This is a genomic window from Ruegeria sp. BHSA191 (assembly GCF_059613325.1).
The window spans coordinates 132299-146991 of record NZ_JBXWSH010000003.1 but is presented as its reverse complement, the minus strand read 5'-3'; the positions used below and the strand labels follow the sequence as shown (position 1 = coordinate 146991).

At 61.2% G+C, this 14693-nt stretch carries 13 protein-coding genes and 1 pseudogene; 10 read left to right on the top strand and 4 right to left on the bottom strand.

The features are described from left to right. Positions 1-30: 30 nt before the first annotated feature. Entirely contained in the window at positions 31-1128 is a 1098-nt protein-coding gene (locus AC2FNS_RS04400) for a DUF6456 domain-containing protein (protein ID WP_496688222.1), read from the bottom strand. Between the two features lie 238 nt (positions 1129-1366). On the opposite strand from AC2FNS_RS04400, the gene AC2FNS_RS04395 reads away from it, so the two are divergent. Then, positions 1367-1666, top strand: coding sequence for a DUF6477 family protein (locus tag AC2FNS_RS04395; RefSeq protein WP_496712302.1), 300 nt, complete (start codon positions 1367-1369; stop codon positions 1664-1666). Here the strand turns inward: AC2FNS_RS04395 and AC2FNS_RS04390 are convergent, their stop codons facing one another. Further along, the gene (locus AC2FNS_RS04390; RefSeq protein WP_496680803.1) at positions 1667-3211 is read right to left on the bottom strand and encodes a trimethylamine methyltransferase family protein; all 1545 of its coding nucleotides are present in this window, start codon (positions 3209-3211) and stop codon (positions 1667-1669) included. It abuts the gene before it with no gap. 140 nt (positions 3212-3351) lie between these two features. Further along, positions 3352-3789 carry a GNAT family N-acetyltransferase gene (locus AC2FNS_RS04385; protein WP_496712304.1) on the bottom strand — a complete coding sequence of 146 codons (438 nt, stop codon included), beginning with the start codon at positions 3787-3789 and terminating at the stop codon, positions 3352-3354. An 82-nt stretch (positions 3790-3871) separates the two neighbouring features. Here AC2FNS_RS04385 and guaA point away from each other — a divergent pair, with 82 nt between their 5' ends. The 9 genes from guaA (at position 3872) to AC2FNS_RS04340 (ending at position 13132) form a co-directional block, all read left to right on the top strand. Next, positions 3872-5431, top strand: coding sequence for a glutamine-hydrolyzing GMP synthase (gene guaA, locus AC2FNS_RS04380; protein ID WP_496712305.1), 1560 nt, complete (start codon positions 3872-3874; stop codon positions 5429-5431). A gap of 113 nt (positions 5432-5544) precedes the next feature. Continuing rightward, complete coding sequence (locus tag AC2FNS_RS04375; protein ID WP_496712306.1) at positions 5545-6429, top strand: DMT family transporter; 885 nt, start codon at positions 5545-5547, stop codon at positions 6427-6429. Positions 6430-6548: 119 nt separating this feature from the next. Continuing rightward, positions 6549-7685: an OmpP1/FadL family transporter gene (locus AC2FNS_RS04370; RefSeq protein ID WP_496680811.1), complete on the top strand. Its 1137-nt coding sequence runs from the start codon at positions 6549-6551 to the stop codon at positions 7683-7685. A 98-nt stretch (positions 7686-7783) separates the two neighbouring features. Then, positions 7784-8680, top strand: coding sequence for a DMT family transporter (locus AC2FNS_RS04365; RefSeq protein ID WP_496712308.1), 897 nt, complete (start codon positions 7784-7786; stop codon positions 8678-8680). Between the two features lie 49 nt (positions 8681-8729). Beyond that, a complete protein-coding gene (locus tag AC2FNS_RS04360) occupies positions 8730-9602 on the top strand; it encodes an ATPase (RefSeq protein ID WP_496712309.1) in 873 nt (290 codons plus the stop codon). 37 nt (positions 9603-9639) lie between these two features. Beyond that, complete coding sequence (gene metA, locus AC2FNS_RS04355) at positions 9640-10557, top strand: homoserine O-acetyltransferase MetA (RefSeq protein ID WP_496680818.1); 918 nt, start codon at positions 9640-9642, stop codon at positions 10555-10557. After that, positions 10547-11500 carry an alpha/beta fold hydrolase gene (locus AC2FNS_RS04350; protein ID WP_496712311.1) on the top strand — a complete coding sequence of 318 codons (954 nt, stop codon included), beginning with the start codon at positions 10547-10549 and terminating at the stop codon, positions 11498-11500. The genes metA and AC2FNS_RS04350 overlap by 11 nt, the downstream gene beginning before the upstream one ends. A gap of 49 nt (positions 11501-11549) precedes the next feature. Then, positions 11550-12419 (top strand): polyphosphate kinase 2, encoded by an 870-nt coding sequence (gene ppk2, locus AC2FNS_RS04345; protein ID WP_496712313.1) that lies wholly within the window; start codon positions 11550-11552, stop codon positions 12417-12419. Positions 12420-12517: 98 nt separating this feature from the next. Continuing rightward, on the top strand, positions 12518-13132 hold the full coding sequence (locus tag AC2FNS_RS04340) for a TetR/AcrR family transcriptional regulator (RefSeq protein WP_496712315.1): 615 nt from the start codon (positions 12518-12520) through the stop codon (positions 13130-13132). Here the strand turns inward: AC2FNS_RS04340 and AC2FNS_RS04335 are convergent. Continuing rightward, a pseudogene (locus AC2FNS_RS04335) lies at positions 13133-14437 on the bottom strand (adenylate/guanylate cyclase domain-containing protein). It abuts the gene before it with no gap. Positions 14438-14693 lie beyond the last annotated feature (256 nt).

Genomic DNA, 14693 nt, shown 5'->3' with positions numbered 1-14693 from the left:
GCAAGCAAAACCAATGAAGTTCGCGGCAGATCACCCGATCCGCCGGTCGCTCTCCGCCTGCATTTCGTAATGCCGCTTAAGCCGCTGGAGCGCGATCCGCAGCACGATCTTGCCCGAGCGCGCCGACCAGCCCATGCGTTTCTCGGCCAGTTCCAACCCTTCCAGATAGCAGCAGCAGCGCAAGGCCACATCGCTTAGCCCCGGCCCCAGATCCGACAACGCGCGGGCCACGCGGTCGCGTGCCTCGGAGGACCCCCGCGCAACCGGCGCATCGCCCTCGAACCCGACGCGCCCGCCGCCGGTCAGGAACCTGTCCCAGTTCTGCGTGACCTGTGGCCCCAACTGAGCCAACTCAAAATCTTCCCGCAGCCGTTCGCCGGCGCGCACCAGACTTTCATCCAGAAACGGCTTTCCATCCCGGTCCCGCCGACGCGCCAAAGCGACCAGAGGGCTTTCGGCGGCAGTGTAGCGGATCCGACGAGCGCGCGGGGCGTGGCTCGGCCGTGCCGCGTTGCGATGCTGAAACGCTGCCGGAGCCTCAGCCATGCCGAATTCCGCCCTTGCCCTAGCTCGGTTTTCCGCATCCGCGATCAACTGACCCAGCGCCGTTCGCCCTGTCGGGGTGATCCGATAGCGGCTGATCCGTCCGGGATTGTCGCACGAGATCCAGTCTTTCAACGCCAGGGCCTGCGCGATCTTGCAATCGACAACGGCGGTCCGGGTCGCGCCGGCCGCTCCGCTGTCGCGCACCACGACGGCTTTGTCCATGTCCTCGGCAACGGCCAGAACAGCGCCGGTTTCACACAGGCGGCGCAGCACACGCAGGGCCTCGCGGTCGAACTCTTCGTCTTCGGCCGCCAATTCGCACGGCGTGGGCTCTTCGTCTGCCTCTTGCCGCCGGCTCTGGTCGGCGAAATGGGTTTGCGCAAGCGATTGCAATGCTGCATCGACCAGCGGATCGTCGCGCCGCATTTCGATGCGTCGGATCTGCCTGAGTATGGTTGACGCGTGGCATCCGGCCGATCGTGCAAGATCCCGGATCGACCGCCCCGCTTCGGTATGGGCCAGATAGCGCTGCGCGCCCTCGGGGACCCAAGTTGGAACGGTGGAAGCCATGATGTTGTCCATTGTTGTACGCCCTCGTCGACAAACCAAACTGCCAGTATCCGCCGTTGGTTAAAGTGTTAACCAAATCTAACTAGGGTTGGTTTCGTTACTCGTTCGTTAACCACCAACGGCGCGAACCAGAATTGATTCAGAATCATAAACAGTGGTGAAACCATCGTTCGGAGAGAGCCCCAGCAAGGCAACACCCGCCTAGGTTGTGCAACAGTGAGGCATCCAACACAGAACAAAGGATTGCCTGATGCAGGACCTGACCTCGATGATCACATCCCTTCGCCGTCCCCGCCTGTTGGCTCGGGCGGCCAAACTGGGGGCACGGGATTACGACCGAAACAGGCATTTGCAGCGTGTGCTGGGTTTTGACGCTCTGCCCGGTTCGGGGGCGGCGCTGATACGGCTGATGGAGTTGGAACGGGAGATGGAGGACCGGCGGCGCATCAACGATCCGGCCTATTCTCTGGTCCGACACCTGGACATCTTGATCGCACTGGCGGGCGAGGCGCAGCTGTATCAGGTCAGCCGCGCCCCGGCCTGTCACTAATCAGGAGAAGGCGTCGGGCATCGACGCTTTCTTTTCTTCGACATAGGCGGTCAGCGCGGCCAGTTTCTCGGGGTCGAGATGCGGTTGCTGGTAATGGGCCAGCAGATGTTCGACCCGGACCGAGGCCAGAGTGCGCGTGTCGCGCGCGCCCTCTTCTTCCCAGGTTTCAAAGGGCTTGTAGTCCAGAAGCTCAGTCTTCCAGAACGCGTCCTTGAAGTTGGCCTGGGTATGGGCACAGCCCAGGTAGTGACCGCCCGGCCCCACCTCGCGGATTGCGTCCATGGCCTGCGCGTTCTCATCATATGCAACGCCCTTGGCCATTGCGTGCAGAACGCCAAGCTGGTCGGCATCCATCACGAATTTCTCGAAATCCGCCACCAGGCCGCCCTCCAGCCAGCCGCAGGCATGCAACATGAAGTTGACGCCCGACAGCAAGCCTGTATTCAGCGAGTTCGCGGTTTCGTATGCGGCCTGCGCGTCCGGCAGTTTCGAGCCGCAGAACGACCCGGCCGAGCGGTAAGGCAGGTTCAAACGACGCGCCAGTTGGCCCGCACCATAAGTGATGAGCGACGCTTCGGGAGTACCGAAGGTTGGCGCGCCCGAGTTCATGTCGATCGACGACACGAAAGCGCCAAAGATGGCAGGCGCGCCGGGACGGATGATCTGGCTGTAGGCCACACCGGCCAGCACCTCGGCCAGCACCTGGGTCAGCGTCCCCGCGACCGAGACCGGCGCCATCGCGCCGCCCACGATGAAGGGCGAGATGATGCAGGCTTGGTTGTTGCGCGCATAGACTTCCAGCGACCCCATCATCACGTCGTCGAAGGTCATCGGCGAGTTGATGTTGGTGAGCGAGGTCATCACGGTGTTTTCCTGCACGAACTCCTTGCCGAACAGAATCTCGCACATCTCAACCGAATCCTGCGCCCGGCTGGGATCGGTCACCGAACCCATGAAGGGTTTGTCGGACAGCGTCATATGCGCCATCAGCATGTCGAGATGCCGCTTGTTCACCGGAATGTCGGTGGGTTCGCAGACGGTGCCACCCGAGTGGTGCAGCCACTTGGACATGTAGGCCAGTTTCACGAACTTGTTGAAATCGTCCATCGTGGCATAGCGGCGCCCGCCTTTGGCATCGCGCACGAAGGGCGGTCCATAGACCGGAGCCAACACCAGGTTGCGCCCGCCGATCACCACCGATTTCTCGGGGTTGCGGGCGTGCTGCGTGAACTGGCTGGGCGCGGTCTTGATCAACTCGCGCGCAAGGCCCCGCGGGATGCGTACCCGTTCCCCGTCCACATCGGCCCCGGCGTCCCGCCAGCGTTCCAGTGCCGCCGGGTTGTCGACGAAATTGACGCCGACTTCTTCCAGCACGGTCTCCGCGTTGGTTTCGATGATCTCCAACGCCTCGTCGTTCAGAACCTCAAAGTTCGGAATGTTGCGCTCGATGTATTTCGCCGTTTCGATCCGAACCGCCGTGCGTTCGGCCCGGCGGGCGGCGCCGCCGCCACCGCGCGCTCTGCGTCGGGTGTTTGCCTCTGCCATCAGATGACCCCGTGTGACTGTTTAGGTTGGTATGTGTGTTACTGGAATCTAGCGCGCCATCAGATGTGATTTCCGGCGCATTGGGGGAAAAAGCGACATGGTGCGTCAGGTCAACCCCTCAAATCTGGCGCATTCGGGGATCACAGGGGTTTCCCAAAGTAGACCTTGTTGCCCTGCGCGGCGACCTCGTTCCAGCCCAGATGCCGGTACATCGCGCAGGTATTCTTCATCATGCGGTGGGTCGTCAGCTTCAAACGGTTGCACCCTGACCTGATGGCCTGGGCTTCCGCCTGGGCCAGCAACTTGCGGGCCACCCCCTGCCCCTGTGCAACCGGCGAAACCGCCAGGTTGAACACCATCATCGCCTGCCCCACGGGCCCGAAGACGATCACACCCAAAATCTCGCCCTGCACCACCGCTAAGATGACCGAATGCCGCGCAATGTCGTCCTCGAGTCCGGCCGCGACATCTGGCAGATCGGGAATCCGCGCCGCCTGGTCCGCATAGGCGGCCCGGATACATGCGCGAATGGAGTCCGTGTCCCCCACAACAGCAGGTCTAAGCGTGATTTCGGTCATTCGGTGCGCTCCGCGTCACTCTTTCCCGCCAAATGACGTCAAGGCGCTTGCACATGCAAGGCTTCCGACCTAAAGGCCGGGTATGACCGAGACATCCCATGACCGCCTTCTGATCATCGACTTCGGCAGCCAGGTGACGCAGCTGATCGCGCGCCGCCTGCGCGAGTTGAACGTCTATTGCGAAATCCACCCCTACCAGAACGTCACGATGGATTTCGTGCGGGACATGGCCCCGCGCGCCATCATCTTTTCGGGCGGACCGGACAGCGTAACCCGCGAAGGTTCGCCGCGTGTTCCGCAAGAGATCTTCGACTATGGCGTTCCGATCCTTGGCATCTGCTATGGCCAGCAGGTCATGATGCACCAGCTGGGCGGCAAGGTCGAAAGCGGCCACGGCACCGCCGAGTTCGGGCGGGCCTTCGTGACGCCGCGCGGCAAGCTCGACCTGCTCGAGAGCTGGTTCACCGATGGCAAAGAACAGGTCTGGATGAGCCACGGCGACCATGTCAGCCAAATCGCACCGGGGTTCGAGGTGTTCGGCACCTCGCCCAACGCGCCCTTTGCGATCACCGCCGATACCAACCGCCATTTCTATGCCGTTCAGTTCCACCCCGAGGTGCACCACACCCCCAAGGGCGCAAAACTGTACGAGAATTTCGTGAAACTGGCCGGTTTCAAGGGCGACTGGACCATGGGCGCCTATCGCGACGAGATGATCCGCAAGATCCGCGAACAGGTCGGCGACAAGAAGGTGATCTGCGGTCTGTCGGGCGGTGTCGACAGCTCGGTCGCGGCGATTCTGATCCACGAAGCGATCGGCGACCAGCTGACCTGCGTTTTCGTCGATCACGGCCTGCTGCGCAAGAACGAGGCGCAGGAAGTCGTCTCGATGTTCCGCGACAACTACAACATCCAACTGATCCACGCGGATGAAAGCGAGCTGTTCCTGGGCGAGCTCGAGGGCGTCTCGGACCCCGAGACGAAGCGCAAGATCATCGGCAAGCTGTTCATCGACGTGTTCCAGAAACACGCCGACACGATCGAGGGCGCCGAGTTTCTGGCCCAGGGCACGCTCTACCCCGATGTCATTGAATCGGTGTCGTTTTCCGGTGGCCCGTCAGTCACGATCAAATCGCATCACAACGTCGGCGGCCTGCCCGAAAAGATGGGCCTGAAGCTGGTCGAGCCGCTGCGCGAGCTGTTCAAGGACGAGGTGCGCGCGCTGGGCCGTGAACTGGGCCTGCCGCCCAGCTTCATCGGCCGCCACCCCTTCCCCGGACCGGGCCTGGCCATCCGTTGCCCGGGCGAGATCACCCGCGAAAAGCTGCAAATCCTGCGCGAGGCCGACGCGATCTATATCGACCAGATCCGCAAACATGGCCTGTATGACGAGATCTGGCAGGCCTTCGTCGCGATCCTTCCGGTGCGCACGGTCGGCGTGATGGGCGACGGGCGCACCTATGACTATGCCTGCGCCTTGCGGGCGGTGACATCTGTCGATGGAATGACGGCCGATTACTACCCGTTCAGCCACGAATTCCTGAGCGAAACCGCCACCCGGATCATCAACGAGGTCAAGGGCATCAACCGCTGCACCTATGACATCACATCCAAGCCTCCTGGCACGATCGAATGGGAATGACACGAAGAGCCGGGCCCTGACCCGGCTTTTTTGTTGTTGTTCCAACCGCCTGTGTCTGGTTCGCTTCTCCGGCGATAGCGCAGGGATTCGGAATGAATGAGAACGCAAGGACGATGGTCAAAACGGCACTGTGGATGACCGGCGCCATCGCGTCGTTTTCCTCTATGGCCGTTGCGGGGCGCGAACTGAGCGCCGTCCACGATACGTTCGAGATCATGATGTACCGCAGCGTCGTCGGTGTGATCGTGGTCGCCACCATTCTGACGCTGACCCAAAAATGGCATCAAGTTTCGACCCGGCGGTTCGGGCTGCATCTTGTTCGTAACACGGTGCATTTCGCGGGCCAGAACCTGTGGTTCTACGCGGTCAGTGTCATTCCTCTAGCGCAGGTTTTCGCGCTGGAATTCACGCAGCCGATCTGGGTCATTCTGCTGTCGCCCCTGTTGCTAGGCGAGCGCCTGACCCCGACACGCGCGCTGTCGGCGGTGATCGGGTTTGTCGGAGTACTGATCGTGACCCGCCCCGGCGCCACCTCGATTTCGCCGGGAGTGATGGCCGCGACAGCCTCGGCTGTTTTCTTTGCGTTGACAACGATTTCGACCAAAAAGCTGACACAGTTTGCCAGCATTGGCTGCATCGTCTTCTGGTTGACCAGCATGCAGGCGGTCATGGGGCTTGCTGCATCGGGTATCGACGGGCAGATCGCGGCGCCGACCCTGCAAACAGCGCCCTTCCTGCTGCTGGTCGGGCTGGCGGGGCTGTTGGCGCATTTCTGCATCACCAACGCGCTGGCCATCGCACCCGCCACCGTAGTGATCCCGTTTGACTTTGCGCGGCTACCGACGATCGCGGTCGTGGGGATGCTGTTGTATCGCGAACCGCTCAACCATTGGACACTGCTGGGAGCTGCCGTGATTTTCGGCGGTATTTTCCTAAACGTCCGAGCCGAAGGCCGTAGCAATTCTGCAACACAACATCAGGGTACACAAAACAACTAACGTTCGGTCATAGGTTGACGTTTTTTTAAACTCCGCGTGAATAGGGTTCATCGAATTTATCGCCACAAACACTCACCACAAAAGTGACGTGGCACCGGATAGTGAAAAGGGAGGAACACATGAAAAAAGCGCTGCTACAAGCGTGCGCGCTTTGCGTCGGAGCGACAGCCGTACATGCAGGCGGTATCGACCGGAGTGGTCAAGGCATCAACGTCATCTTCGAAGAAGGATCGGTGGTCCAGTTCCGCTTGGGTTACACGTCGCCCAGCGTGACCGGAACGATGCTCGGGGTGGACTCGGGAGAGGTGGCCAACAACTTCTTCACGCCCCATCTTGCATATAAGCGTGCGGTCAACGAAAGGTTGGACTTCGCGTTGATCTACGACGAACCGTTTGCCGCGGATGTCTCGTATGGCGCTAGTTATCCGTTGTCGCAGAACCCGATCCCGGGTGGCCGGACCGACGTTCTACGGGCGAAGGCGGATACCGATGCGATCACCGCTCTGTTGCGCTACAAGTTCGACGGCGGATTCAGTGCAATCGGTGGCCTGCGGATTCAACGCCTTAGTGCCAATGTCGCGGTTCCGGCCGCAGCCGGATACGAAGTTGACGCAGATGCCGATACCGCATTGGGTTACGTGGTCGGCGTGGCGTGGGAGAAACCCGAAATCGCCGCGCGTGTCGCACTGACCTACAACTCGAAGATCTCGCATGATCTGTCGCAAACGGAGTCGTTGAACCCGATCCCGGTTCCGCCGATCCCGCCCGGCACGGTCGCAAGCCTAAACAGCACCAGCGAAGTGGTTTCGCCACAGTCGGTCAACCTGGACTTCCAGACCGGTGTTGCACCAAAGACCCTGCTGTTTGGTTCTGTCCGCTGGGCGGACTGGCCGCAGACGGTGTATGACCCGCCGAACTACCCGCCGGCGAACCCACTGGTCGACTATGACGACCCGACCTGGACCTATTCGCTTGGCTTGGGCTACCAGTTCAACGAGCAGTTCTCGGGCGCCGTGACGCTTGGGTATGAATCGTCCACTGACGAGCCTGTATCCAACCTCGGCCCGACCGACGGGTTCTGGAGCATCGGCTTGGGCGGCACCTACTCGATAGAGAAGGCCAAGATATCGGCCGGGGTCCGCTATACGGATCTGGGTGATGCGATCGCCGACGGCGCGGGCCCCGGTGCGCGCGCCACATTCGAAGGCAACAGCGCCTGGAGTGTCGGCTTCCAGATCACCTATGCGCTGAACTGAAGACCGCCAAATGGTTGAAAACATGAACCCCGCCCAAGTGGCGGGGTTTTTCGCATGATCCGGGTCGTTTGCCCGGCTCTGGTGTGGAAAATGCCGGTATGACACGACAAAAAACACTCTCACCCAGCTCCGGGGCCGAACTCTTGCTGCTGGGCCTGATCTGGGGCGGGTCCTTCCTTGCGATTCGAATCGCTCTGGATTCGGTTCCGGTGATCACCGCCGTGTTTCACCGGGTTTTCTGGGCGGCGCTGGCTCTTTGGGCCGTAGTCCTGATCCAGCGGCTGCCCGTGCCGACCAGCTGGCGGGTCTGGCGCGCATTCCTGGTCATGGGGCTGCTGAATAATGCCCTACCCTTCACCCTGATGGCCTGGGGCCAGCTTCATGTGGATACCGGCCTGACCTCAATTCTGAACGCCGCCACGGCCATCTTCGGAGTTCTGGCCGCCGCGATGTTCTTTCCCGACGAGAGGCTTTCGGCGACCCGCCTGATCGGGGTGATCCTCGGATTCGCCGGCGTCTCCATCACGATTGGCATCGGCAGTCTGCTTCGCTTTGACCTGCAGAGCATGGGGCAACTGGCGATTCTGGCCGGCGCGGTATCCTATGCGATGGCAGCGGTCTGGGCGCGGCTTCACCTGTCCGGGTTGCCGCCGCAAGTCTCGGCTGCTGGTATGTTGACCGCCTCTACGGTTTTCATGCTGCCAGTCATGATGGTCGTTGACGGCCCGCCCGTCCTGTTCCTGCCCGCCGAAACGTGGCTGGCCATCGGCTATTTCGCCGTAGTGGCAACGGCCGGCGCCTATTTGCTGTATTACCGCATCCTCGCGGCGGCGGGCAGCGGCAATCTGTTGCTGGTGACGCTCATCATCCCTCCGGTGGCGATCACGCTTGGCGCCCTGGTCCGAAACGAGGCCCTTCCGCCCAACGCCTATCTGGGGTTCGGCGTTCTTGCCTTAGGCTTGACGATCCTCAGTCGATCCGGGCGGCGCGATTGACGCCGCGCGCCCTGCGTTCTAGCTAGGGCAAAACAAGGGACGGCGGAACATGATATACGGCTCGGCACGGGAATGGCGCGAGGCTGCACGAAAGAAGGTGCTGTTTTTCGGGATGTCGGGGCTGGGCAAGACCTATGTCTCGAATATCCTGCGCGAATCCGGCGATTGGTTTCATTACTCGATCGATTACCGGATCGGTACACGCTATATGGGAGAATACATCACCGACAACGCCAAGGCCGAGGCGATGAAGGTGCCGTTTCTGCGCGATCTGCTGCTGACCGATTCCATCTATATCGGCTCGAATATCTCGTTCGAGAATCTGACCCCCGTGTCCGCCTATCTGGGCAAGCCCGGAAACCCGGACCTGGGCGGCCTGCCCATGCCCGAATACCGGCGCCGGCAGGAACAGTTCCGGCTGGCCGAGATCCACGCCCTGCTGGACACCGAATATTTCATCGACCGCGCGCAGCGGTTGTACGGTTATCCGCATTTCATCTGCGATACGGGCGGGTCGATCTGTGAATGGGTCGATCCCGATGACCCGGCGGATCGCGTGCTATCGGAACTGTCGCACCATACGCTGATGATCTGGATCAAGGGCGACGACGCGCACACCGCCGAATTGATCCGTCGCTTTGACAAGGCCCCCAAGCCCATGTCCTACCAGGCCGAATTCCTAACGCGCGTCTGGCGGGACTACCTGGATCGGCACGGCTGCGCCGAGGCTGACGTGAACCCCGATGACTTCATCCGCTGGACCTATGCCCAGGCGCTTGCGCATCGCCAACCGCGGTATCGGGCGATGGCGGAAAACTGGGGCGTGACCGTCACTGCCGACCAGATCGGACAGGTACGCGATGCCGGTGATTTCGACGAGTTGATCGAACGCACCCTTGAGGCCCGCCGGGCCGCATCCTAACTAGAGCCTCTCACCGGACCAACCAGAAGTTTGAGCCATGCCCATCAAGATCCCCTCTGACCTGCCCGCCTTTGACGTCCTGACCAACGAAGGCGTCATGGTCATGGCCGAGGATCAGGCCATGCGGCAGGACATCCGGCCGCTGAAGATCGGGCTGCTGAACCTGATGCCGAAGAAGATCCAGACGGAAAACCAGTTCGCGCGGCTGATCGGGGCAACCCCGCTTCAGATCGAACTGTCGCTGATCCGGATGACCGAACATCAGACCAAGAACACCGCCGCCGAGCACATGGAAGAGTTCTATCGCCCTTTCCAGGAGGTCAAGGACCAGAAATTCGACGGGCTGATCATCACCGGCGCCCCGATCGAACATCTGGATTTCTCCGACGTGACCTATTGGGATGAACTGACTGAGGTGTTCGACTGGACCCAGACCAACGTGCATTCCACATTTGGCGTCTGCTGGGGCGGGATGGCGATGATCTACCACTTCCACGGGGTCCGAAAGCATATGCTTCCAGCCAAGGCTTTCGGCTGTTTCCGGCATCGCAACCTTGCGCCTGCCTCGCCGTTTCTGCGCGGCTTCTCGGATGACTGCGTGATCCCCGTCAGCCGCTGGACCGAGGTGCGACAGGGCGAGATCGACGCCGCCCCCGGCCTGACCACCCTGTTGGGCAGTGACGAGGTCGGCCCCTGCCTGGTCGAGGACCCCGCACACAGGGCTCTGTATATCTTCAACCATTTCGAATACGACAGCGACACACTGAAACAGGAATATGACCGCGACGTCGCCAACGGCACGCCGATCAACGTTCCGATCAACTATTACCCCGACGACGATCCCAGCCGGACTCCGCAGAACCGCTGGCGCAGCCACGCGCATCTTCTGTACGGGAACTGGATCAACGAGATCTACCAGACCACCCCGTTCGACATGAACGAAATTGGCCGTTAAGGCGCTGATACTGTTCACCGCGGCCGCGGCAACGCTGGCGGCCGTGACCCTCTGGCTTGCGGCCCAGCGGGAATCCCGAGCCCTGGCGGACTTCCCGCCCGAGGGGCAAATCCTGGACATCGACGGTATCGCCGTCCATGCGGTGGTCATGGGTCAGGGGCCTGACGTCGTGCTGATACATGGCTCCAGCGGCAACACCCGCGACATGACCTTTGCGCTGGCACCGATACTGGCCAGGTCTTTTCGTGTCATCGTGTTCGACCGACCCGGCCTTGGATATTCGCAAAGCTTCAATCCTGCCGGCGAAACCATCGTCGAACAGGCGGACATCCTGCAAAGGGCCGCGGCCCGGTTGGGGGCTGACAAACCCATCGTCGCGGGGCAAAGCTATGGCGGTTCGGTCGCCCTTGCCTGGGCGGTGACGCGACCGGAAGATATTTTGGCTCTGGTCCTGATCGCCCCGGCAGCGGTGCCATGGGAAACCCCGCTGGATTCGTTCAATGGCGTCTCATCGACGGCCTGGGGCAGCGCAGTGCTCCTGCCTTTGATTACCGCTTTCGTGCCGGAGTGGTATGTCGAAAAAGCGCTGGGTACCGTGTTTGCCCCACAAAAAACGCCTGCAGGCTATGCCCAGCATTTCGGTCCCGGTCTGACATTGCGCCGCGCATCCATGCACGCCAATGCCAAACAGCGCGCCAACTTGCTGGATGAAGTCACGAGACTCGAACCGCGCTATCCTGAAATTTCGGCCCCGACCGAGATCGTCCACGGCACTGCCGATACCACCGTGGGGCTGGACTGGCACTCGCGGCGCCTGCGCGATCGGATACCGGGCGCCGAGTTGATCGAACTGCAGGGCATCGGCCACATGCCACAGGTCGTCGCCGCGTCCGAGGTGGCCGCAGCCATCGAGCGGGCAGCGCACCGTGCCGGTTTGCGTTAGCCCGGCCAGCAAGCCATAGTGACCTGTGAACAGTGTTACGAGGCGCTTCATGACCGGAACCCAAAAAGGGGCAATCAACGACTATTACCGCAAGTCCGCACCCAAAGATGTCCGCGACGCGATCGAGAATGCTGGCCGCGGCGACATCCTGTCTCCAACCTACCCCTACCGACAGAAGATGAAGCGTAAGGACTATGACCGGCAGATGGACGCGCTGCAGATTGAACTGGTCAAGCTGCAGGCCTGGGTCAAGGAAACCGGTCAACGTGTCGCCATCATCTTCGAAGGGCGCGACGCCGCGGGCAAAGGAGGAACCATCAAACGGTTCCGCGAAAATCTCAATCCGCGCGGCGCAAGGGTCGTGGCGCTCAGCAAACCGTCGGATGCCGAACGCAGCCAGTGGTATTTCCAGCGCTACATTCCGCACCTGCCCTCGGCCGGAGAGCTCGTTTTTTTTGACCGCAGCTGGTACAACCGCGGCGTGGTCGAAAACGTCTTTGGCTTTTGCACCCCGGACGATCGAGAGCGCTTCTTTAGACAGCTTCCGGGGTTGGAGGAAGGTCTGGTCAACGACGGCATCCGCCTATTCAAGTTCTGGCTGAACGTTGGTCGGGCCGAACAACTCAGGCGCTTTCTGGACCGCGAAAACGACCCGCTGAAATACTGGAAGCTCAGCCCCATCGACATCGCCGGCCTTGGCAAGTGGGAGGACTACACCCAATCCATCCACGAAACTCTGACCCGATCGCATTTCAACCACTGCCCCTGGACCATCATCCGCGCGGACGACAAAAAGCGCGCCCGGCTGGCCGCGATCCGAACGGTTCTGGCGGGGTTGGACCATGACGAAAAAGATCTCGACACCGTCGGCACCCCAGACCCCCTGATCTGCGGGGGGCCGGAAATCTGGGATGCATGACGACCCGCGCGGCCATGCCGCAGCGGTGGATTCCTGCCGATCGACACCATATACCCATTAGGCAAAAGACAAAAGAAACACAGGCATTCGAGGCCGGTATGACCAAGCGCGGCTATCACCACGGGAACCTCAAGCAGGCGCTGATCGAGGCGGCCCTGTCCCTGATCGAGGAAAAGGGCCCGACCGGCTTTACCCTGTCCGAGGCCGCCAAGACCGCCGGGGTGACGCCGGCCGCTGTCTATCGCCACTATCACGGGCGCGAAGACCTGATCGCCGAGGCCGCGCGCCAGGGCTTCGAGATGTTCGCCGACCTGATGCAACACGCCTATGACAAGGGGCAGCCGTCGGCGCTTGCCGCGTTCGAGGCGACCGGCCGGGCCTATCTGGCCTTTGCCCGCAAGCATCCCGGTCACTACATCGCGATGTTCGAAAGCGGCATATCCCTGAACCGCACGCCCGAGCTGTCGATGGCCGCAAACCGTGCGAAATCCGTGCTTGAACAGGCAGCCGCCGACCTGTCACAACACATCCCACCCGAGAAACGCCCACCCGCCTCGATGTTCAGCGCGCATATCTGGGCCATGAGCCATGGCGTGGTCGAACTCTATGCCCGCAACACGGGCGCGTCCTCGCCCTTCCCGCCCGAGGACCTTCTGGAAAGCGGCATTGGCATCTATCTGCGCGGTCTAGGGCTGGTGCCGCCGGACGAATGATCACGGCATCCGGCTGCACCGGGATACGTTCAGCCGCGAACTGACATTGATCAGATCCATCCGCCCCATGCCCTTGATTTCGACCGCCCCGAGATCGGCGATCTGGAATTCGTCGATCAGGGCGTATTTCATCTCTTCCGGCGCGACGATGTTCATGGGGTTGGCAAAAACCTGAAGCCGCGATGCGATGTTCACCGCCGGCCCGAAGACATCTTAGACGTATTTCTGCACTCCCACGACCGACCCGACCGGCGGACCGATGCCCAGGCCTATGCGCGCCTGACATTTGTGCGGATGGCTTTCATTTCGTCGGTCGAAGAAACGCAGAAACCGCACCGCGCAATGCGCCACCGCCGTTGCGTGATCGGGCGTTGCGTCCGGCATTCCCGACACCGCCAGGTAGGCATCGCCGATCGTCTTGATCCGCTCGCAGCCGAATTGCTCGACGATCCGGTCAAAGGCGGTGAAGATGTCGTTCAGCTCGCTCAACGTGACCGTGGGGTCGGTCCGGGCCGCAAAATCGGTGAACCCGACGAAGTCCAGCATCACCACCGACACCTGATCGAACAGCTGCGGTGTCACCACGCCGAAGGTCTTGAACTCCTCGTAGACGGATCGCGGCATCAGGTTCAGCAGCAACCGCTCGACCCGCTCCTTTGCGCGCTCCAACTCGCGCGTGTTGCGCTCGACCATAGTCGAATAGCTGTCGATCATACTTTCCAGCCCGCGGATGCGGGTGATGTTCTGGCATTCGACCACCAGAATCTGCTCGTCCATCCCGTTGGCCAGCGACACCGAGACGGCGAAAACCGGCGTCCGGCGGTTGCGCTTGATTTTCAGCTCGGCCGAATAGCGCAGTCCTGATTGCTTGACATTATCCAGTTCGCGCCTGTCCAGATCGGGCAGCAGGTCCGGCAAGGTCTGGCCGACGGCCGGCGTTCCGAACCGTTCGGCAAAAGCCCCGTTGTGGAAGATGAGGGTCAGATCCGACCCCCGCAATACGGCAACGCCGACTCCGATGGCCCGCGACAGATGCTCGTTGATGGCCTGGATACTCATGCCGCATTGCGGGCGACGATGATCCCCCCGCTTGCTCTCAATGGCGGCAAGGGCAGCATCCAAATCTTCATCCGACATGCCATGCATCGACAGGGCCTGCCCGAACAATGCCGCCATCGCGCCGAAATCCGAATGACTGATTCCCAGGTGGAGGTGGACCACCTCGATCCGGTCATCGCTGAACGAGGCCGGGCCGCCAACCAACGAGAACACGAACTTAGTCTGGTGGTCGATCAGGCGCGGCATGTCGATGTCTTCGAACTAGTCGCCGATCTCGTCGGACTTCAATGCCATTTCATAAAACGACATCACGATCCAGCTTATCGTTTTGAACACGCCGTATTTTTCAAAAATCGTCTGAGCCACGGCGAGACCTCATACCACCTCGAGCATCCTCGCAGTGCAATCTCATTCCGAGAGTTTTGCAAACTAAATTGAGCACACAGCCGTTTATGCGCACGCAAAACAAGCGAATTTTCAGAGGCACGACCCGGACCGGCCT

Excerpts from the sequence above, each read along its gene's own strand:
- AC2FNS_RS04400 (WP_496688222.1), bottom strand. The coding sequence starts at position 1,128 with ATGGACAACATCATGGCTTCCACCGTTCCAACTTGGGTCCCCGAGGGC.
- AC2FNS_RS04395 (WP_496712302.1), top strand. The coding sequence starts at position 1,367 with ATGCAGGACCTGACCTCGATGATCACATCCCTTCGCCGTCCCCGCCTG.
- AC2FNS_RS04390 (WP_496680803.1), bottom strand. The coding sequence starts at position 3,211 with ATGGCAGAGGCAAACACCCGACGCAGAGCGCGCGGTGGCGGCGGCGCC.
- AC2FNS_RS04385 (WP_496712304.1), bottom strand. The coding sequence starts at position 3,789 with ATGACCGAAATCACGCTTAGACCTGCTGTTGTGGGGGACACGGACTCC.
- guaA (WP_496712305.1), top strand. The coding sequence starts at position 3,872 with ATGACCGAGACATCCCATGACCGCCTTCTGATCATCGACTTCGGCAGC.
- AC2FNS_RS04375 (WP_496712306.1), top strand. The coding sequence starts at position 5,545 with ATGGTCAAAACGGCACTGTGGATGACCGGCGCCATCGCGTCGTTTTCC.
- AC2FNS_RS04370 (WP_496680811.1), top strand. The coding sequence starts at position 6,549 with ATGAAAAAAGCGCTGCTACAAGCGTGCGCGCTTTGCGTCGGAGCGACA.
- AC2FNS_RS04365 (WP_496712308.1), top strand. The coding sequence starts at position 7,784 with ATGACACGACAAAAAACACTCTCACCCAGCTCCGGGGCCGAACTCTTG.
- AC2FNS_RS04360 (WP_496712309.1), top strand. The coding sequence starts at position 8,730 with ATGATATACGGCTCGGCACGGGAATGGCGCGAGGCTGCACGAAAGAAG.
- metA (WP_496680818.1), top strand. The coding sequence starts at position 9,640 with ATGCCCATCAAGATCCCCTCTGACCTGCCCGCCTTTGACGTCCTGACC.
- ppk2 (WP_496712313.1), top strand. The coding sequence starts at position 11,550 with ATGACCGGAACCCAAAAAGGGGCAATCAACGACTATTACCGCAAGTCC.
- AC2FNS_RS04340 (WP_496712315.1), top strand. The coding sequence starts at position 12,518 with ATGACCAAGCGCGGCTATCACCACGGGAACCTCAAGCAGGCGCTGATC.